We start from the raw sequence: 20,027 nt of genomic DNA, 5'->3' as shown, positions 1-20,027 counted from the left end.
TAGTGTCGATATAATTGCCGATTCGGTTCGTTCGATTTTGAATGTATTTCTCCTCCCTTTGTCAATATATAATTAGATTAACAGTAATTATATAATTTGTAAAACCCCCATGACGACGAGGGTTTTACAATCTAAATAAGCGGTGCATTTGGAACGATATGTCGCTCGTTGTTTCGCCAGTCGGTTACCCACTTTTCCAGTCGATCCATTGCAATTTCGAGTTGGTCATAGGCGTAGGCGTAAGAAATTCGCACATACCCTTCTCCGAGCGGTGTGAAGGCGGTGCCTGGGACAACGGCGACTCCAGCTTTGTCCAAAAGTTCGAGTGCGAATTGCTCAGACGTCTTATTGAACTCTTTAATAGAAGGAAAAATATAAAATGCCCCGTTTGGCTTTACGGTTGGAAGCCCCATAGCCGTCAATCTTCCGTAAACAAAATCTCTGCGCACGATATACTCCTTGTTCATTTCCGCCGGAGCGTCGGCGCATTCGGTTAACGCACAAATGGCTGCGTGTTGCGCGGGTGCGTTGACACAAATTGTATTATGCGCATGTAGTTTGATCGTATGTTTCATCCACTCCGCGGCCCCGAAAAGAAAGCCAACTCGCCAACCCGTCATTGCGTGTGATTTGGATAATCCGTGAATTAGAAATAGTTTGTTCCGTAGTTCCGCGTACTCACCAAATGAGCGGTGTTTCCCTTCAAATGTATTTTCACTGTAAATTTCGTCTGAGACGACGAAAACTTCGTGACGGGCTAGTACCGCGACCAATTCATCCATCGTGTCGTGTGGTAAAATAACCCCTGTCGGATTTGACGGATAACTAAAAACGACCGCTTTTGTTTTTGGTGTAATTAGTTTTTCCAAGCGTTTCGGGTCGGGAATAAAACCCGTATCCGTCGTATCTAGATAGACAATTTTAGCTCCAGTAAGTGTAATAAGCGGGACGTATCCTGCAAATATCGGTGCGGGTACAATGATTTCATCGCCTTCTTTAAGAATTGTACGAAACACGGCGTCCATTCCCCCACTTGCACCGGCAGTTATAATTACTTCTGTTTTTGAGTCGTAGGCGAAGCCATACTTTTTCGTAAAAAATGCACTTGCCGCCTGCCTCAGTTCGAGTAAACCTGCGTTATGCGTATATCCGGTTTTATTGTCCATAATTGCTTGTAGTCCCGCTTTTTTTACAAGGGCTGGTGTTGGGAAATCCGGTTGCCCAACTGTTAAATTCATAGCGTCGGGATAATTGACAAGCAGATTCGAGATTTTACGTATGCCTGAAAGCTCTATGTTCTCCACGCGCGGATTGATTGACAAAGCCATAATAATCCTCCTTCTATAATACAGTTGCTACCTTTATTTTATTATAACCTGTGGTGCTTTATTCACTGAAAACAAAAACGCCCCGACTAAGCGAGGCGTTTCTGTTTCTTACGTTGTTTCCATATATCTTCCGCCGCCCCCGAACCTAAAATGACTCCAGTAATAATGAGGATCAAACCAAGAAGATGACGTGCGGTAATAATTTCACCTAAGAATAGTGCAGAACCGATTAGAGAAAACATCGTGTTGAAGTTAATGAAAATAGCTGCTTTGGATGGGCCCACTTTTCCGACTGAATAGTTATAAAGTAAATGGCCAATTGCGGTTCCAACAATCGCACTTGCCGCAAAGCCAAGCCAAAATAGCGGAGGTACTTCAGCGAATGCTTTAATTTCCCCAGGTTCTTGGATAAGGCCAATTACGAATAAAACCGCGCCGCCAACAAGAAGCATATAGGCAGTCAAAACCCTTGGATCAAGCGTTTTAGCAGCTTTTGCAACGATTAAAAAGGACAGCACTTGCGTTATAATGGAAATAAATATGAAACCATCACCTAACGCCAAACCGGTAAATCCCCCACCCGCAAGGACAACCGACCCAACGCCGATAAGCCCAATAATGAATCCCGTCCATTGTAGTTTTGATGGATAGTTTCGAAAGATAAGCGTTACGGAAATTGCAGTTAAAACTGGACCTGTTCCAAGAATAAGCCCCGCATTTGTCCCCGTTGTTCGAACAAGTCCCATGTTCAGGAAATAGTGATGAAGCACAACGTTTAAAAGCGCGCCACCAATCACATATGTCCATTCTTTTTTTGTCGGTAAGCGAAGAATTTTAAATGCTGAAAGAATAATAAATACTGCTATTCCCGCCAGTAAAATGCGCATTGAAGTCATCGTAACTGGCCCTACATATAAGAGAAGGTATTTAAGAAGCGGAAGATTAAATCCCCAAATCAACATTGCGGTTGTTAATAATACATATATTCTCCACATCGGGGTGTTCCTCTCCTTCGTCCAAAACTTTGTCCGTCAGTTCACCAAAGTGCAATCGCCCCATCCGTTCTCGATTCCGTGCCGCCCGAAAGGACGCCCGTTTCAGGATTACGCCAAATAATTTGTCCGCGTCCAAACGAGCCTGTGTCAAGCGTTGGTTGAATGTCATGACCAAGGCGAGTAAGTGCTTGTGCTAAATGATTTGGGAAACCTGGTTCGATGTGAACTGTTTTTCCATTTTTCCATTGCCAGCGCGGTGCATCGAGTGCCGCTTGCGGATTTAACTTGTAGTCGATTGTATTGACGGCTACTTGGAAATGTCCTTGTGGCTGCATATACCCACCCATTACCCCAAACGGGCCTACTGCCTGTCCATCCTTCGACAAAAATCCAGGGATAATTGTATGATACGTGCGTTTTCCCGGTTTTAACGCATTTGGATGGGCCGGATTAAGTGAAAAGTCCGCGCCACGATTTTGAAGTCCGATACCCGTACCCGGAATAACAATACCCGAGCCGAAGCCCATATAGTTCGACTGAATGAAAGACACCATATTCCCTTCACCATCTGCCGTAGCTAAATAAACTGTGCCGCCTTTTGGCAGTTCATACGGTTTGGGAAGTGACGCCTCCCCTATTATCTTTTCCGCACGCTTTTGTGCATATTCTTTAGATAATAGATGTTCAGCCAAAATCGGCATATCCTCAGGTTCCGTGATGAATGATTGCCCATCTATAAATGCCAATTTCATAGCCTCAATTTGTTCGTGAAGCGTATTTGTATCATTAGGAACCGCTTCGTTCATTTCGGCAAAAATATTAAGTGCCATTAATGCGATCATTCCTTGCCCGTTCGGTGGAATTTCCCACACGTCATAACCTTTGTAGTTGGTTGAAACGGGTTCTACCCATTCAGGTACATACTTTTCCAAGTCCGATTTTCGAAGATAGCCACCGTGTTTTTCCATGAATGCATCAATTTTATCGGCAAGTTCACCTTTGTAGAAAGACTCTGCGTTCGATTCGCCAATTGATTTTAAGGTTGCAGCGTGATCTGGTGATTTCCATAGTTCACCGATTTCTGGTGCACGATCATTTGGTGCAAATGTCTCGAACCAAGAATCGAATTCTTCTGTGGTGAATGCCGTTTTGAACTTTCCATATGCTATCTTCCAGTACTTACCTAGGATTGGCGTCAACGGATAGCCTTCTTCTGCATAGCGGATTGCGGGTGCAAGTGATTCTTTTAATGGTAGATTACCAAACTTACGGGCAAGTTCCGCCCAAGCCGCTGGAACTCCAGGAACTGTAATTGGCGTTAAGCCGTGCGTAGGCATTTTATCGTGTCCCGCTGCTTTTACCGCGTCTATAGTTAGCGCTTCGGGTGCAGGACCAGATGCGTTAAGGCCATGTAATTTATCATTTACCCAAACAAGTGCAAACGCATCGCCACCGATTCCGTTTGAAGTCGGTTCAACAACTGTGAGTGCCGCCGCCGTAGCGATTGCTGCATCGATTGCATTCCCACCTCGACGCATAATTTCAATTCCGGCTTGTGCTGCGAGTGGTTGCGATGTCGCCACCATTCCATTTTTGGCAAATGTAGTATGTCTTAAAGCTGGATATGGGTTGTATAAGTAGTCCATTCTCAATTCCCACTTTCTATTTTTCTTTCTATACTTTGATAGTTATTATATAGGATCCTGACGTATTCACTCGACTAGAAAGTCCAATGATAATAGCTTTACCAAGCCGTTGATTTCACATTTTTTAATTCAACATATAGAGATCACTATTATGTATACTGTTTTTGGCCAAGATAATAAATAAGTTCCATTAAAAGTGCCGATAATATCCCCATAAGCAAACCGTTGGAAAGTAATGGTCTCACAAGTTCTGGGAATGTTGAAAAGACTTCTGTTGGAAGTGTCATGATTGACAACCCAAGTAGCGTCGGTAAAGCGACTCGATAAACTGTTTTAGGATCAAACGTCAAACCTTCTACATTGCGAAACGCGGAACGAAATAATTGTAAGTAAGCGACGAATAGTACTGTATTTCCGACACTATGCGGAATGGTTGAAAAGAAGGTACTTAGCGATGGAATCACTCCTAAGCAAATGAATAATAGCGAACCTACAATAAACGGACTTCGTTCGCGAATCCCCGTTGATTGCAAAAATCCTAATGAAGAAGCGTACGGTGCATAAGGAACTAGACCAAGCATACCAGAAATTGTCGATAATGAACCCGTTAAGAAAAAGGAAGCCCGATATTGCTTAGCTGTGGTCTTTTCTTCAAATATATCTTCTGCGCCTTTCAAGGTAGCAATTGTATTCGTCGTGTTGAGTAAACCCGTAATAACGACAGTGATGATAATCCCCCACTCTAATGTAGGTTGTCCCCATGGAAAAAAAGTTGAAAAAGGAGTTGTTTTTATTGTTTCCGCCGTTTCCGCAGGAAATAGTAACAGAGACCCAATCCATCCGACAGTCATACCGATAAGAAGGTTTAAGCTACTAATAATCCCTTTTCCTTTTACATGGATCAGGATTGTAATCGCTGCTAGTACAAATGAAAAACAGGCCACTTTTGCATCAATGGAATCACCCGTGTTAAGACCGATCATCCCTTTCAGAAAAATGGTAATGAGCTGGTTAGCGAGTAATAGTAGAAAGACAAACATTACAACTGGTGTAAACCATTTCTTTAAAACTTCTCCCATTCCAAACAATCCAAAAACAGCGACTAGCACCCCAGAAATCATTATCCCAACGGCGATGCTACCTCCGATTGTCGTTAGTTCCATATTCATTGTACTTGCTGTTGCGGCCAAGCTTAAAATAACACCCCACCAAAGACCCGATTGGCCTTCCATCAAAGCCAACCGATGTCCAATGAGAGCCTGCAGGAGACAGGCAACCCCTGTAAAGATGAAAGAGCGTTGAATTGCAGATACGATTTCAATTTGTTCCAACTGAAAAGCACTGCCAATTGAAATCGGAATTACGATCGTATTTGCAAACATAAAGAATAGCCATTGAAATCCGGCTAATAATGTAACTGATAGTGATAATCGTTTCATTTCTAATCGATTGGCTCCTTTAATAACTTGCTGAATAAAGTTAAAAATTCCATATATTCATTATATCAGTGATCCGCCAACTTATATATGATTCCTCGAACTATTCCAATTAGTATCCTTTTATATTAAGTTGACAGACAAAAATGGACCATACTAGATATTTCCCATCTAGAACAGTCCATTTCTTATCCACTATTTCACAATCATATATTCCAAATACCTTTTCCAACCGAATGATTTCCATTCGCTTTTTCCAGGCATGTATGAAGGCATTGCTAAGATCACTTTTGGCGCATAGTCATACCCATGAAGATCTTGGCCATTAATGACGACATTACCAAGTTCAAGTCCCTCCGTAACAACCGCCCGTGTTTTCCATTCAAATGGTGTTTCAATTCCTACATTTGCTGCCCGACCAAAACCATTGATAATGGTTCCAGTCGCGGACCCCGCATTATTTTTGATTATCCATTTCTCGTTTACAGATGCGGCGTCTTTTGCTTCATCAACAATAACGATTGCGTTTAAATTATTGCCGAATGGAATGGTCTCTAAGTCGGGCTCTACTTCAATACGAACTTCATAATACGCAAGTGGATTTTTCTCCTCGACCGGATCAAGTATTTTATATGATTTGAACCAATCATTGTCCACCGCTGGTATTGACGATACCGATTCGATAGTGCCTTCTATGACTCCCTTAGTTCCATGTCCTTGAATAAGTACCCGAAGACCTTCTCGGATATCTTCCCATTCATTTCCTTTGGCGTAAGTTGTAATGATTTTTTCTTGGCTAAATAATTCAATTGCAAGTCTTGGTCCCGATCGTTCTACTTTCGTTACAACGCCATCCATTGGACTTATAATTGCTGGACGTGCAGGATTTTGTGAAAGTTGTGCTTCTACGACTGTAAGTTGACGATCTAAATCCGCCAATTCTTGTTCAGCCGTAGCAATCGCTTGGGCGAATGAGCCGTCAAGTGCAACTTGGACTTCAACATCGACATTCAAGCCTATTTCAACTCCCGTATCGCCTGTTCCTTCTTTCACATTGTCTTTATTGTTTGTCTTCGAAGAGTTATTCTTTTTTGCATCCGCACGGTCCGACTTCAATGTCGAAATAAGGCCTTCCATGTTTTTCGCTTGGCGTTTAAGTACATCACGCTCAGATTCCCAAACATTTCGCTGACTTTCCGATTGTTTCGTGTTTAAAGCGGCTAGTTCTTGCCCTACTTGAACGACATCTCCTTCAGTAACAAGCCAAGACTCAACCTCTTCTTCGTTCCCGATATAAATCGTGACAGTTTCTACTGGTGCTATGAGTGCTTCTTTTGCTAATTTCACGCTAAAATCCTCTTTTATAGTACGTTCATAATTACTAACGTGAAGTGATTTGGGGATGATACTTTTCTCGCCAAATAATAAATACAAGTTAACGGCTATAAATGAGCTAATCGCAACGGCTACAGAAATATTTAAAAACTTATGCATTCCCAGCACCCCTTCCCGTTAGTAGCTCAAACAAATTCTCCATAGGAATAAGGCCAACCGAGGCCGTCACTACTGCCATGAACACGTGAATAATAATTAACGTCCAAAGCAACTTTTTATGTTTTGTAAATCCAGTGTATGAAAGTATGAATTTAAATTGAAGTGCGATAATAATTGCCGTCATCACAGTTAGTTTGTTGAAGAAAAAGATGAAAAAAGGAATTTCTAAAAACGTCGCGGCAAGTGGTCCAAACGATAAAAATGAAACATTAGTTGCGGCCCCTTGCATGACAAAGACTACAAAAACAATCAATTTTTCGATAAGTAGAATACCCATCATGAGGACTTGCAATGGCAGTAGTTTTTTAAACGGAATACTAGTAATAATTGCGAGTATGTATGCAAAACCAAAAATATAAAATGACATATATATAACAGCCCAAAGTAAAGAACTTATAAGGGACGCAAAACGTGCCAGTGTGTAATCTGCAGTCGACATTGTCGATAAGACGGGCGTGATACTTTCCGTGCTCATTCCCCATAATTCGCGGGCTCCATACAGAAATAGACCTGCCAAAAAGACAAGTAATAGACGCACTTTAAACCCTCGCATAGTCGATGACTTTAATTGTTCGGCCAATTCATACGGGTGCGTAAGGAATTTACGAAACGTGAACTTAAAAAACATAATTGGAATCCCTCTCTACAAAACATTAATAACTTCAATCAAGCCTACTGCTTACTTTACCAAACAATGAAGGTTTTGTAACGTGAAAACATATATTAGTAGACTTATTCATAATAGTTATCGATCTTTAAACAATTGAAAAATTTAAGGTTAACAATGTAGTTTTTTGTCTAACCTTCAAACATGAATGCAGTTATCAAGTAATCTTCCCCCTTATTTCCCGGGAAATCGACAAAGAAGTATTTGGATATGGCTAACTATGTGAGTTAATTTCATAGCGTAAGATTTAGTGTTGAAATACGAACAAGGTTGATTTCCGCTTCGGGCGGACGCTTTCCGTGGGCACGGCTTCAATCAACGAAACGCCTTCTATATTAATGAACAATAAAACTTAAAACCCTATTATCATTCGTACTTTAAGTTAAAATAGGGAATTATGAAATCGACTCATGTATGTTGAATTAAAGAATCCTCCTCACGACGCGCGGCGCTAGGGGATGCCCCCGCAAAGGGACCTTTCTAGTGGTAGCCAAGCGAGTTAGAAATGAAGCCTTTAACCCGCTTTCCATCACTTTTTAGCCAAATTAAAAACACCTACCGTTTTTGAACGTCAGGTGTTTTTTATAATTCGTTTTTCAAGTGTGTTGCATTCCTTCCGTCAACTCATTAAATAGGAGCTGGTCATTTGTTTCAAGTGCATAATCAATCATTCTTAATCTGTTTTCGTGCTCCAGTTCTTCAATAACAGTCTTAACTTCCACAGAAACTTCTTCCGGCACTTTAATATCGAGTTCTAGTTTCATATCCATACTTCCTTCCATTATCGTATTTAAATGCGAATGAAGATCTGATATAAGAAGCAGTTGGTAAAGTGGCAGTCTAATAAAGCGGTTACCACGTTGGAAAACAAAAACTTCGCCTAAGTTTTCAACTTGCAAACTTTTCATGTTAATAACGATTTCTTTACCTTCAGCGGGGATAAAATGAAATACTTCGCCTCCTTTAATTATAGAAAAGTACTGGTAAGCAAATACTAAACGTAGCCTGAAATCTTCTTGGCTTGTGAAAAATGGCGTCATTCGTTGTACTGATAGCATCTTTTCCTTCCCCTCCCCATACAGAATATTCTGGTTACTATTATTCTATCATGTATATGTCGTTTTTGTGAACTTATTTCACTTATTTAAAAAGTATTTTTAAAATTGAAATCTGATACAGTTTATGAATAAAGTAAGCATCCCATTTACGTACGCACGAAAGAAGCTGTATAATGGAGGGAATGCTTTTTTTGAGGAGAGTGGCCCGATGCACATGACCGTGGAACGAGTTTCCTACTTGCACGAAAGTGAAATAGATGAACAGATGAATAAAATAAAACACTCACTACGTCCGGATGAACCGAACGAGGCGCTTGTGGTTCGCAGAGCAGCGACGCTTGTTCGAAACGGTTCCGTTGAATCGTATACGTATGATTCTTCGAACAGAACCGTTGTCGCAACAATAAAAGGGGTCGAGACCGTAGAAGTCCAATTATCATTTGCGACTATGGATACAGCGTGTACATGCGGATTTTCTGGTTGGTGTTCACACCGTATCGCTGTTGTGTTTCATCTTTACTTACAATTCCATTCTTTATCTGATTGGCTTCATGAATGGAAACGAACAGAAACAGAGCAAATGGTATTTGCAATCTCTGAGCGAACCCCAGAAGCTTGGAATGACGTTCTGTCCCGACTCACACGTCCCCTTCGTACAATTGAATTAAACGAAAACCCTGCGGTATTTATCCATGAGTTTTCCTTAATTGATCAAAAGGCGATTCCCTTGGCCCCTTTCGAATGGGAATGGAAACCTTTATTTGACGTCTATTACAGACTGCAAGTACTCGATGCAGCATGGCCATATGTATATGCCCATCTTGGGGATGACGAATCTTCTTTTTCCTATGGCAAATGGTATGTGAAAAACTGGTTAACGGATCAACTGAGCAAGCTACAAGATAGTGCCGTCGCCGTTGCATCCAAACCAAAACTTTTTCAAACGGATCCTTTTCATGAACAGTTAAAGTTCATGACAAGAACATTTACTTTAAAAAACACCGGACTCTTTAACGATCGTTTTCGTGTATACCAATCTTTCTGGCAGCATCTTTTTTCGGATAATGCATTGCGACAAAAAGAACAATCCATTCTTCTAGAAGAAAATTCACCAGAAGCTTCAATATTAATCGCTTTTTTCTACGTGTTGGAAAGCCGTCATGAGCAATTAGAAGAACTGGTCCGTGATGTAACTATAGATAGTCTTTCCAATTGGTTACCGCTTGCAAATTTAGCCGATGATGAAGAAGACATGGATTCGCTTGCAATTATTATGCAATCATTGTTACCGTTCATTGGCGAATACTTGGCGCATAGTGTTCCTTTGTCACGCCGAACAGCATTTGTAAGAAAAATCGATGGGTTGCTTGAGATTGCTGATTTTCCGGAAGACGAACGTGAAAGTATGTTTTCCTACTACGGCGAGACGGGTGTAGACGTGTACGCGGATTTTCTCGTTGAACGTGAACGTTTTCAAGAATGGGCTGCCCTTATGCATAGATATAACGTTTCGTACGATGTGGCCGAAGCTGGCGGCTTGAAGATCGCGTTGGCAGTTGACCCCGCTGCTGTTTTACCGCTTCTTCATACGTATGCAACTTTTTTCATAAACGAAAGAAATCGACATAGTTATCGACGAGCAGTAAAACTTTTCAAAAAGATGAAGTCTGGTTCGAAGAAAAGTGGAAAAATTGATTTTTGGAATCGATATGTCGACACTGTGCGCGAAAAAAATAGAAGATTACGCGCACTTATGGAAGAGATGGAGAAAGGAAATCTGAATTTATGAATGGAACATTTACATTGGAACGTTTTTTACACCTAGGTATCGATATTACAGAAAACAGTTCGTTCTCCATCACTGCAAAAGATCAGAATGGCTACTTAGTCAACCCAACCGAATTGGTTTCTTATTTATGTTTTGACGATGAACGTTCCTTATACGGCCTACTCACAGAAACCGATGAGGAGCATGCGATTTTACGGGCGGATCAGCTTCTTTCAATTTTCCCCGAGTCGCATCCCTATGTGAAATTCGTTGGACTCACTGGTGAAGACGATGAACAACTTCAAACGATTCGTGAAGCCGCTAACGCATGGAAAGTACCTGAACTATGGAATCATGCGCAATCGGACGGCACTGGAATCCAATTTGACTCGGCAGAAGCTGGCATCTCCGAAGAGGCGGCCACAATTATTAGTTTGGCCGTTCGCGGAAAGTTATCTGAATCGACCATACGGCCCGACCAATTGCCTACATTGCTTCCTCATTTACGAACTTATGGATGGCCCGGCGATTCCATCTCAACGATTCCAGTCCAAGTGGCTTTTCGCCTAACAGAACCCGAACTGGAATCCGATACAGAGTGGCTTCTTGAAACGGTGATTACTGGTGAGCGTGGGCGTCATTGGACACCTGCCGTTCGGAAAGTAAATTCACCCGCGCAAGAAGCACTTCCTGCCAAGTGGAAATCATATGCACCGGATATTATAAAAAGACAATCTGAAATGGTGTCATTTCTAACTTCTATACACATTGTTTCCGATGAAAGTTTCCTATCCGTTTCCATGGAAGATCCCGAAGTACGGACGTTCATCCAAGAAGACTTGCCGTTACTTCAATCGTTTGGTTTCCCAGTCATTTTGCCCGCCTGGTTGAAATCAGTGACGGAATCGAAAATGCGTGTCCGTACAAATGCAAGTGTGCAGTCCTATAATTCCGCGACAGGGCTTGATGAAGTTTTATCTTTCGATTGGAATTTTTCCTTAGCTGGCAATCCAATTGACCGTGAAACGTTTAGTAAGTTAGTTGACGAAAACCGTGAATACATCCGTTCTGGCGATGAATGGTTTCATATCGATCCGGCATGGTTAAAAAAGATTCGCGATTTAATGGACCGAGCGGATGCAGGCGAATGGACTGTAAAAGATCTTTTATTCCAAGAAGTACCTGAAGAAATTGTTCCAATTGACGATGATGAAGATGAACTAGATCCGCTCTTTGAGTTCACCATGCAAAAAACGCTTCGAAGTTATATGGAAATCATCTCTGAGAAGAAAGGACTTCCTTCGGTAGGGATTCCCGATCTTTTGAAAGCCGAGCTCCGTCCGTATCAAAAAGAAGGTTTTGACTGGCTTGTTTTTATGCGCGACAATCGCTTCGGTGCTTGTTTAGCGGACGATATGGGACTCGGTAAAACGGTTCAACTCATTACGTATTTACTAGAAATTCATCGACGACCTGATACATTGACACCTTCACTTATTATTTGTCCGACGAGTGTGCTTGGTAACTGGCAAAAAGAGATTGAACGATTTGCCCCTTCACTTAGCGTTCATACACACTATGGGCCAACTCGTGAAAAGGATGCGAACTTTTCCGAGTTACTTACTCGTACCCGACCCGATGTCATCCTTACAACGTACGGTACGGCATCACAAGACGGTGAAATGCTTGCGGAAACAGAATTTGCGAGTATTACACTTGACGAAGCGCAAAACATTAAAAACATGCAAACGAAGCAGTCGCGCGTCATTCGAAAACTTCGTGGGCTACACCATATTGCATTAACGGGTACACCGATTGAAAACCGATTATCCGAGCTATGGGCAATTTTCGATTTTATCCACAAAGGTTATTTTGGTAATTTCCGAAAGTTTACGGATGATTTCATCGTTCCGATTGAGCGGGATGATTCTGAAATCGATAAAAGGAAACTTCGTGCTAAAATTCGACCATTCCTTTTACGAAGAACGAAAAGCGATCCTGATTTACAGTTGAATTTACCGAAAAAACTTGAACAAAATGAATATTGTCCGCTGACAACTGAACAAGCTGCACTATACGAAAGTTTCCTTGAAGAAACGAAATTTAAAATGCAAACCTTATCGGGATTTGAAAAGAAAGGCCTTATTTTAAAAATGCTTAGCCGATTGAAGCAATTGTGTAATCACCCTGCACTTTTCCTGAAGGAGCCACAAGGCCCTGCCGATGATATGTTAAAACGCTCCGTTAAGCTAAACAGAATTGTATCAATGGCAAGTGACATTGTGGCAAACAAAGAACAATGCATTATTTTCACTCAGTACATCGGAATGGGCGAACTCATTAGGCAGTGCTTATCCGAGTTACATGGTATTGACGTTCCATTTTTAACTGGTAGTATGCCTAAAGGACAACGTGACCTACTTGTAGAGGCTTTCCAAGAAGGCGAATTCCCTGTATTCATATTGTCCCTAAGAGCTGGTGGGACGGGGCTAAACTTAACCGCTGCAAACCATGTACTGCACGCAGACCGCTGGTGGAACCCAGCCGTTGAAAATCAAGCGACTGACCGTGCATACCGCATTGGTCAAACGAAATTTGTCCACGTCCATAAGTTTGTAACGATTGGAACAATAGAAGAAAAAATCGATAAAATGTTAGAAGTAAAAGCGGCACTTTCTGATGATTTAATTCAATCCACGCAGTGGCTGACCGAGTTATCTGATACTGAACTTGATGATTTAATGTCGTTCAAACAATAATTTTTATATTTGACAAAAGGATCCTAAATTAATTTTGGGATCCTTTCGTCTTCTTCCCAATCGGGGCCAGATTTTATGAAAAACACTTTTTTGTGATGTGACTCGTCTTCCAATTGAATAATTCTTTCGTTTAAACTTGCGACAATGCGAATTAGCTGTTCAATTTGTAATTCCATTCTCATCGCTTCTTTACTTTGCAAAGTCACTCCAACACTTCCCTTCTTTTATATCCGTTATATTGGAAACCCAAAAGATTTACGGTCAAATCCCTTAGGTTTCCAAAGTGGTCTTTCCCAATGATATAAGCAAGCCGTTCCCCAACGGATTGCAAGCGTAAGTTTTTTGGTTCCCTATGATTTCCCTAAATATAGATACGAGCCGATCCCCACCGGGCTATGTATCCAAAACAGATTGTATTTCCTCCTCAACTTTTTCAAAGTAGTTCCTCTCAGTTCTATGCAATTTTTAAGTGAATTAGCTCCGAAAGCCCTCCTTTCAAAAAATGGGTAACTCTTCTTTTTCGTTCTTAGGTAAATGGAAATGCTCCGCCTCGTTATTTGCCACTTGTGGCGCTTGTTCTGTTGCGATCGGTTCGGCATAGAGATTGGCATTGCTTCGCGGTTTTGTCAATATGAATCGAATACTTTCACCGATTACTTCGGTTACATAAACCCGACTGCCATCTTCACGTTCGTACGTTCTAGACTGTATTCTGCCGCCTACTCCGATTAAAGACCCTTTCCCACAATGTTTGGCGGTGTTTTCAGCTCCCTTTCCCCACACCGTGCAAAGAACGAAATCGGTTTCTATTTCTCCTTTTTGGTTTTTGAAATTACGATTTACCGCAACTACAAAGTTTGTTTGTACACGCCCTTCGGATAATTTGCGTAAGATCGGGTCTTTTGTAATCCGCCCTACAAGTGCAACTTGATTCAATCGTCACCCTCCCTTCTTAGTAATTGGATTTATCTTACGATGGATGTTGGAATCTGACAAAAGCCTATTTTGACATTTCAAGTCATATTTCGACTAAAATATACGTTTATTAATTATTCTGAACCCCGTTTTTTTATTAAATTAATGGGTTCTGACGACATTAGTACTTCGACTTGGGCAATTTGATAATTTAAACTTGGTACATTTGGATTCTTTTTCTGTCAGTAGGCTGTTATGGTATAATTAATAAAAAAGAGGTGACGGCATGAAAACGTTTAAAATGTTATCCGTTGGAATTTCTAAAGACGGTCAACTACAAGATTTTCCGCTTTTGGATGGGATTATTATCAACCAAGAGAATAGCCATCATATGTGGATTCTTGAAATGTTCATTGATCAGAAGTATAAAAGTAGTTTTGAAAAATGGATGACTACCGATGAATTAATCGAAGCGAAAGTCGTCATTTCTTATCCAGAAAACGAACCTGCCGCTTTTCTTGTTGCGGTCGATTCCGTCAAACAAATTGGTAACAATATTTCGGTATTAATGAAAGGGCGGTTGAAGCGTGCACGCTCGCAATATGCCGAGTTACTGCTGGAGGAACTGCTGAATGAAGGGCTAGCCGGTCCTGATTTACTTACACGGTTCGAATCGGACATGCGATCACGTCCTCGTCTAAAAAAAGATGCAAAAAATGACGCAAAGTAATAATAAACATTAGAAAAACCGCCTCCATTACTGGGGGCGGTTTTTTCTGGCTTGCGGTTAGCGGTTATTTCCGTTCTTGTTGAGATTGTTATCGATAGTTGTTTCATTTGGAACGTTCGGGTTTGCATTATCGATAATTGTTTCGTTCGGTGTTGTCGTTGTGTCGTTATTAATAACTCCATCCGTCCCACCGGTACCGTTTACATCCCGACCGTTATCGACTCCATCTAAGTTCGTTCCGCCCCGCATATCGTCACGTACTTTAGGCGCGAAATCCCTTGTGCGATCTTCTACGTTTTGCATTGGGGTTTCGTTGTTTTTCGGAACTGTATTGTTCATCCCACATGCACCAAGTACAAGTCCCGACATTAAGACAAGCGGTATCCCTTTTTTAAACATGAAAACATTCCCTCCTTCCCACAAGCCATTTATCACACGATATTGTATGATACTTTCTAGGTTGGTCGAAAAAGAGGGAACTATCCTTATTTATTTTTTTATATTTTTTAATAATCCTTCAACGTATGTAGCTTCGGCTTTACAATTATACTCGTAGTGAGTACCAAGCTCTTCTTGCGCCATTTGAATGGCCGCAATTTGTTTTTCTGTTGGTGGATCTTGAAGTATCCGAGCAATCGATTCGTTTATCCTCACCGCAAGTTCTTCATGAAATTCCTCATTATACTTTATTTCTTCGGGAATTTCCGAATACCAAAGCGCTTTTGACGTAATATATTCTTGCCAACTTGAAATAAAGTCCTCAATTCTAAACTTGTCTTCACTCCAAGCGATATCGGTCATATATTGTTCGAAGGTTTGCGTGATTGACCTCGTTATGCTAATTTTTAAATTTGGTGAAAGATTTTTGTACATTCTCTTAAACCCCCTTACGATAAGAAACCCATTTCCTAATATAACGGCTGTACTATTGCCCCTATTATAACTATATGTTAAACCTTGTACAAACTTATTCAGCTGGCGTGACAACGGGGCCAAGTGCAAACAAAATTTCAGTTTCACAAGCAATTTCGCCGTCGACCGTAGCAGTTGCTTTCCCTTTACCCATTTGACCACGAAGTCGTGTAATTTCAACCTCAAGACGCAATGTGTCTCCTGGTGTCACTTGACGCTTGAATCGACAGTTATCGATACCCGCAAAAAATGCAAGGCGTCCTTTATTTTCTTCTTTTTTCAAAATTGCAACGGCACCAACTTGTGCCAATGCTTCTACGATAAGCACACCTGGCATTACTGGATAACCAGGGAAATGGCCGTTGAAAAATTCTTCATTAATCGTAACATTTTTCATCCCGACAGCGCGTTTCCCTTCTTCTAACTCAAGAATTCGATCTACCATAAGGAATGGGTAGCGGTGTGGCAATATTTCTTGTATTTGTGCTGCTGTTAACATATCCATCATCTCCCTAGATTTTCATCGGTTATTATATAAAAATAAAAGAGCCATTAAGACTCTTTCCCTTTAATGATATCAATTATATGTGTCCACGTTTCCTTTTTAAGTGCGTCAGCAGGATTTCCGTCACCCATATAACCATATCCAACGATTACACCAAGTAGCGCCGCTCCAGCAATCAAAAGAGCAACTAGAATAATTCGAAGCCATATGGGAATCATTCGAATCTGTACCCATAACGTCTTCTCAGTCACTACTTTTCCTTCGTTTTCTACTTTTTCTAACTTCTCCTTTTTACGTTTAAAACGTAGGAAGACGCTTGTTAGTTTGTCCTTGGACTTTGCTAGTATGTTCCGTGATATGTGTTTTTGTTTTTCATTATTCATAGTAGTAGTACTCCCTACGCAAACTAATTTGGTTACATACATATCCAACCTTTTACTTACCGATGTTCTCCAATAAGATGCCTGTCCCAACTCCAACGCAATCGAGTGGATTGTCGGAAACGAATACGGGTACTTTCAGTGCATCTGCAAGCAATTGGTCAAGACCGTGAAGGAGTGCGCCGCCGCCTGTTAGGAACACACCACGATCGATAATATCCGCCGACAATTCAGGTGGAGTCTTTTCCAAAACGTTTCTAGCTGCTTGGACAATGATTTGAACCGATTCCCTTAGCGCTTCGCCAACTTCTTCGGAATTGACCGTAATTGTGCGTGGCAGACCAGATACCATGTCACGTCCACGAATGTCTATTTCTTCTTTACGCCCTTTTGGGAATACCGTTCCAACATCGATTTTAATCGCTTCTGCTGTACGTTCCCCGATAAGCAATTTATGTTGTCGTTTAATGTATTGAGTGATATCGTTATCGAACATGTCGCCGCCGATTGTAATCGATTCCGATGTAACAATGTCGCCCATTGATAAAACCGCAACATCTGTCGTTCCTCCACCGATATCTATCACCATATTACCACTTGGTTGAAATATATCCATTCCTGCACCAATAGCCGATACTTTCGGTTCTTCTTCCAAAAATACTTTCTTGCCGCCGGATTTCTCCGCTGCTTGGCGTATCGCTTTTTGTTCAACGCTCGTTATGTTCGTCGGACAGCAAATAAGTATACGTGGCTTGGAAAAGAAACTTTTAACTTTTAGTTTGTCAATGAAGTGGCTTAGCATTGCCTCTGTTACGTCAAAATCCGCAATAACGCCTTCTTTCATTGGTCTAACTACTACAATATTGCCGGGTGTTCTACCGACCATTTTATATGCTTCTTCCCCTACTGCGAGGACTTTATTATTTCTTTTATCAAGTGCGACAACTGAAGGTTCGTTTAAAACAATCCCTTTTCCTTTTACGTGTATAAGGACGTTGGCCGTACCAAGATCAATCCCGATATCCTTTGCAAACATTAATTTCGTTACCCCTTCCAACTTGTTCGTTGCCGATTTTATGTATAAAAAGATTCTCTTAACAAATAATTTTATCATAATCCAATTGAAATGAACACCATAATGAACAATTTTCAATACCCGTTCCCGGAATGTCGACGCATTTAAAAAGCAGTTTCGGAATTTTCCACGAAACTACTTCTAGGACTTATTCACCTTCTAGTTTTTTCGCTTCATTCATCCATTTTACCCGAGTTGCCTCTCCGCCTCGTAAATGTCTGACAGATTTATGATAAGCAAGTATTTTTGCTACGTCTTCTGCTAATGCAGTATCAACGTCCGGTAGTCTTTCTGTCAAGTCTTTGTGAACTGTGCTTTTTGAATAGCCTGTTGCCTTCGCCAATACTCTCACGGTTACCTCAGTTTCCAGCAATAGTTCACCGAGGCGCACGCATCGCCTCCTAATTTGCTCGTGCAAGCCCTCTTCCTTTCCTAATTGACTCCGAATCTTGTTTTATCTTATGCGACTACAAGAACGGTTATGCACAGCTTAGCGAGCTGTATACGGGTTTTTCAATGCTTGTCATCTAAAAGATCGATTATACATCCAAATTAAAACGTAAAAAGGCCACTCCAGTCGTTTTGGAGTGGCGAGTTTTCAATTGTTCAAAATGCTAGATGGGTACGCGGGTTGACGGCTTCACCGTCTATAAGCACTTCAAAATGAAGGTGGACTCCCGCTGTTGGGTTCGATTCGTTTTCAGTTGCGGTTGCAAGCGCTTGTCCTTGAACCACTTGATCACCTGGTTTCACAAGAACTTCAGTGACTGAACCGTACACGGTTTGCATTCCATTGGCATGTTTTAAAATTACTTCGCTACCTGTGAAGCTGTCGGAATTGACCTCTTCGACGGTTCCGCTCATCGATGCAATTACTTCGAATGGCTTACCGTCCATCGATAGCGCCACGCCTGTGCTTGTCACATACGTCTGATTGAAGACAAGCAATGCTTTCTCGCGCATAGACTCATCCGCTTCCATGTCATAAAATTCCTGTAGAACTGCTACATCGTCTAGAAGTGCCTCGGCAAATGGAAATTTGAGCGTTTCTTTTTGGGCATTCGTCTCGACAACCAATTCACCGGATTCCGGTTTACCTTCCAATGTGCTGTCTGCTATGTCCGGGGTATCTTCTTTTATGAATGCGTTATAACCCCAAATCATGCCGACAAAAACAATCGCGATCCCGGAATAGACTACTGGCCAAAACCAGCTCTTTGTTTGGTCATTCTTGTTCTTCTGAGAAGGAGATTTCGGTTTTTCTTCTCGCATAGTCATCACCTCACTTGCATTCTTTGCAAGTTAAGGGGTTTTTAAACATTTAGAATCAAGTACAGTAAACTTTTTTATAATAGTTCCTGTGTAATAGTGTTGTAGAATTTTTTCTGCAGTCCATCCTTGCCCGGCAAAAGCTTCTGCGCCGTATTGGCTCATGCCAACACCGTGGCCATATCCAGTCGTTTTCACTTTCACGATTTTATTTGTCACGTCATATGCAATATCAAAATCTGTAGATGCAAGTCCTAAAATTTCACGCATCTCTCTTCCTTGCAGTTCAAAATCCGTAGACATTACCTTTTGAACACGTCCCGTTGGATTTCGAACGAGCTTAAGTGATTTGAACATATCAACGTTCCAGTTTGTACCGAGTGCTTTGTTCCATTCATCCAAAGTCATGTCCGTTTCGCGGTTGTACTTCGGTGCAACTTTTTCTTCGCCAGGGCTTTCTACACTTTGTAAGTATGGAACGTCATTCCCACTAAAGTTCCGTGCAGTTTCAGTCTGCCCATTCGATGTCGAAAAAAACATCGCAGAAATCATTTCTTCACCAAATACAATTGTGTCGCCTGCTGTCTCTTTAACAACAGTCTCCACTTTTTTTTCATTGCGTAGAAATTCCTTTCCCCATTTCTCTTTTCTCTTTTTCTTGGAATTATAAACTTGAGCGGAAACGTCCGCCGCTATCGGTTTTTTTCCGTATTCAGTTACTCTGAGCGCATACGTACGTGCGGCTATCGCCTGGGCCTTCAAAGCCTCTTCCTGGAACGTTACAGGCATTTCGGCGGAGACAACCCCTAAAACATACTCTTCAAGCGGGACCGGCTCGTCCAACCCAAGAACCGTTATTGCAACCTGACAAGCCTCAACTTCCCCTTCCCTACTTTCTTCCGGCACTTTAACGGTCTTTGGGATGACGGGTGTCTTGTGTAGTAAAATGGGCACAAAAAACAAGAGTAGCGTCGTCAACAATAAGGCAATCCATAGTTTCCCCATATTGGATTATATGATTTCAAGAACG

At 41.4% G+C, this 20,027-nt stretch carries 20 protein-coding genes; 3 read left to right on the top strand and 17 right to left on the bottom strand.

All coding sequences use genetic code 11. The annotated features are described in order from the left end of the window. Positions 1–131: 131 nt before the first annotated feature. The 7 genes from KSU66_RS03545 to KSU66_RS03515 form a co-directional block, all read right to left on the bottom strand. Positions 132–1,328: an aminotransferase class I/II-fold pyridoxal phosphate-dependent enzyme gene (locus KSU66_RS03545; protein ID WP_269050035.1), complete on the bottom strand. Its 1,197-nt coding sequence runs from the start codon at positions 1,326–1,328 to the stop codon at positions 132–134. Positions 1,329–1,414: 86 nt separating this feature from the next. Further along, a complete protein-coding gene (locus KSU66_RS03540; protein WP_269050034.1) occupies positions 1,415–2,323 on the bottom strand; it encodes a DMT family transporter in 909 nt (302 codons plus the stop codon). Positions 2,324–2,364: 41 nt separating this feature from the next. Beyond that, positions 2,365–3,969: a gamma-glutamyltransferase family protein gene (locus KSU66_RS03535; RefSeq protein WP_269050033.1), complete on the bottom strand. Its 1,605-nt coding sequence runs from the start codon at positions 3,967–3,969 to the stop codon at positions 2,365–2,367. A gap of 149 nt (positions 3,970–4,118) precedes the next feature. Continuing rightward, a complete protein-coding gene (locus KSU66_RS03530) occupies positions 4,119–5,408 on the bottom strand; it encodes a uracil/xanthine transporter (protein ID WP_269050032.1) in 1,290 nt (429 codons plus the stop codon). Between the two features lie 192 nt (positions 5,409–5,600). After that, positions 5,601–6,899, bottom strand: coding sequence for an efflux RND transporter periplasmic adaptor subunit (locus KSU66_RS03525; RefSeq protein ID WP_269050031.1), 1,299 nt, complete (start codon positions 6,897–6,899; stop codon positions 5,601–5,603). Further along, a complete protein-coding gene (locus KSU66_RS03520) occupies positions 6,892–7,587 on the bottom strand; it encodes a hypothetical protein (protein ID WP_269050030.1) in 696 nt (231 codons plus the stop codon). The genes KSU66_RS03525 and KSU66_RS03520 overlap by 8 nt, the downstream gene beginning before the upstream one ends. A 635-nt stretch (positions 7,588–8,222) precedes the next feature. After that, positions 8,223–8,684 carry a transcriptional regulator gene (locus KSU66_RS03515; RefSeq protein WP_269050029.1) on the bottom strand — a complete coding sequence of 154 codons (462 nt, stop codon included), beginning with the start codon at positions 8,682–8,684 and terminating at the stop codon, positions 8,223–8,225. A 208-nt stretch (positions 8,685–8,892) separates the two neighbouring features. On the opposite strand from KSU66_RS03515, the gene KSU66_RS03510 reads away from it, so the two are divergent. Both KSU66_RS03510 and KSU66_RS03505 read left to right on the top strand, forming a co-directional pair. Continuing rightward, positions 8,893–10,473: an SWIM zinc finger family protein gene (locus KSU66_RS03510; RefSeq protein ID WP_269050028.1), complete on the top strand. Its 1,581-nt coding sequence runs from the start codon at positions 8,893–8,895 to the stop codon at positions 10,471–10,473. Then, complete coding sequence (locus KSU66_RS03505) at positions 10,470–13,211, top strand: DEAD/DEAH box helicase (protein WP_269050027.1); 2,742 nt, start codon at positions 10,470–10,472, stop codon at positions 13,209–13,211. Before KSU66_RS03510 ends, KSU66_RS03505 begins: the two co-directional genes overlap by 4 nt. A gap of 23 nt (positions 13,212–13,234) precedes the next feature. Here KSU66_RS03505 and KSU66_RS03500 read toward each other — a convergent pair whose 3' ends face one another. Together KSU66_RS03500 and KSU66_RS03495 are read right to left on the bottom strand one after the other, a co-directional pair. Further along, positions 13,235–13,417, bottom strand: coding sequence for a hypothetical protein (locus KSU66_RS03500; RefSeq protein WP_269050026.1), 183 nt, complete (start codon positions 13,415–13,417; stop codon positions 13,235–13,237). Between the two features lie 289 nt (positions 13,418–13,706). Next, positions 13,707–14,147: a single-stranded DNA-binding protein gene (locus KSU66_RS03495; protein WP_269050025.1), complete on the bottom strand. Its 441-nt coding sequence runs from the start codon at positions 14,145–14,147 to the stop codon at positions 13,707–13,709. Between the two features lie 265 nt (positions 14,148–14,412). Here KSU66_RS03495 and KSU66_RS03490 point away from each other — a divergent pair, with 265 nt between their 5' ends. After that, a complete protein-coding gene (locus KSU66_RS03490) occupies positions 14,413–14,856 on the top strand; it encodes a YwpF family protein (RefSeq protein ID WP_269050024.1) in 444 nt (147 codons plus the stop codon). A gap of 57 nt (positions 14,857–14,913) precedes the next feature. Here the strand turns inward: KSU66_RS03490 and KSU66_RS03485 are convergent, their stop codons facing one another. From KSU66_RS03485 to spoIID, 8 genes are all read right to left on the bottom strand, one after another. Further along, complete coding sequence (locus KSU66_RS03485; protein ID WP_269050023.1) at positions 14,914–15,255, bottom strand: hypothetical protein; 342 nt, start codon at positions 15,253–15,255, stop codon at positions 14,914–14,916. A 90-nt stretch (positions 15,256–15,345) separates the two neighbouring features. Continuing rightward, positions 15,346–15,729, bottom strand: a complete 384-nt coding sequence (locus tag KSU66_RS03480) for a hypothetical protein (RefSeq protein ID WP_269050022.1) — start codon at positions 15,727–15,729, stop codon at positions 15,346–15,348. Between the two features lie 94 nt (positions 15,730–15,823). Beyond that, positions 15,824–16,267 carry a 3-hydroxyacyl-ACP dehydratase FabZ gene (gene fabZ, locus KSU66_RS03475; protein ID WP_269050021.1) on the bottom strand — a complete coding sequence of 148 codons (444 nt, stop codon included), beginning with the start codon at positions 16,265–16,267 and terminating at the stop codon, positions 15,824–15,826. Between the two features lie 53 nt (positions 16,268–16,320). Continuing rightward, complete coding sequence (locus KSU66_RS03470; protein ID WP_269050020.1) at positions 16,321–16,656, bottom strand: DNA-directed RNA polymerase subunit beta; 336 nt, start codon at positions 16,654–16,656, stop codon at positions 16,321–16,323. 52 nt (positions 16,657–16,708) lie between these two features. Further along, positions 16,709–17,689: a rod shape-determining protein gene (locus KSU66_RS03465; protein ID WP_269050170.1), complete on the bottom strand. Its 981-nt coding sequence runs from the start codon at positions 17,687–17,689 to the stop codon at positions 16,709–16,711. A gap of 187 nt (positions 17,690–17,876) precedes the next feature. Next, the gene (locus KSU66_RS03460; protein WP_269050019.1) at positions 17,877–18,146 is read right to left on the bottom strand and encodes a sporulation transcriptional regulator SpoIIID; all 270 of its coding nucleotides are present in this window, start codon (positions 18,144–18,146) and stop codon (positions 17,877–17,879) included. Positions 18,147–18,334: 188 nt separating this feature from the next. Beyond that, positions 18,335–19,000 (bottom strand): M23 family metallopeptidase, encoded by a 666-nt coding sequence (locus KSU66_RS03455; protein WP_269050018.1) that lies wholly within the window; start codon positions 18,998–19,000, stop codon positions 18,335–18,337. Between the two features lie 30 nt (positions 19,001–19,030). Beyond that, positions 19,031–20,002: a stage II sporulation protein D gene (spoIID, locus tag KSU66_RS03450; protein ID WP_269050017.1), complete on the bottom strand. Its 972-nt coding sequence runs from the start codon at positions 20,000–20,002 to the stop codon at positions 19,031–19,033. Positions 20,003–20,027 lie beyond the last annotated feature (25 nt).

Source organism: Sporosarcina sp. G11-34 (assembly GCF_026931025.1).
This window is presented reverse-complemented; position numbering and strand designations above follow the sequence as displayed.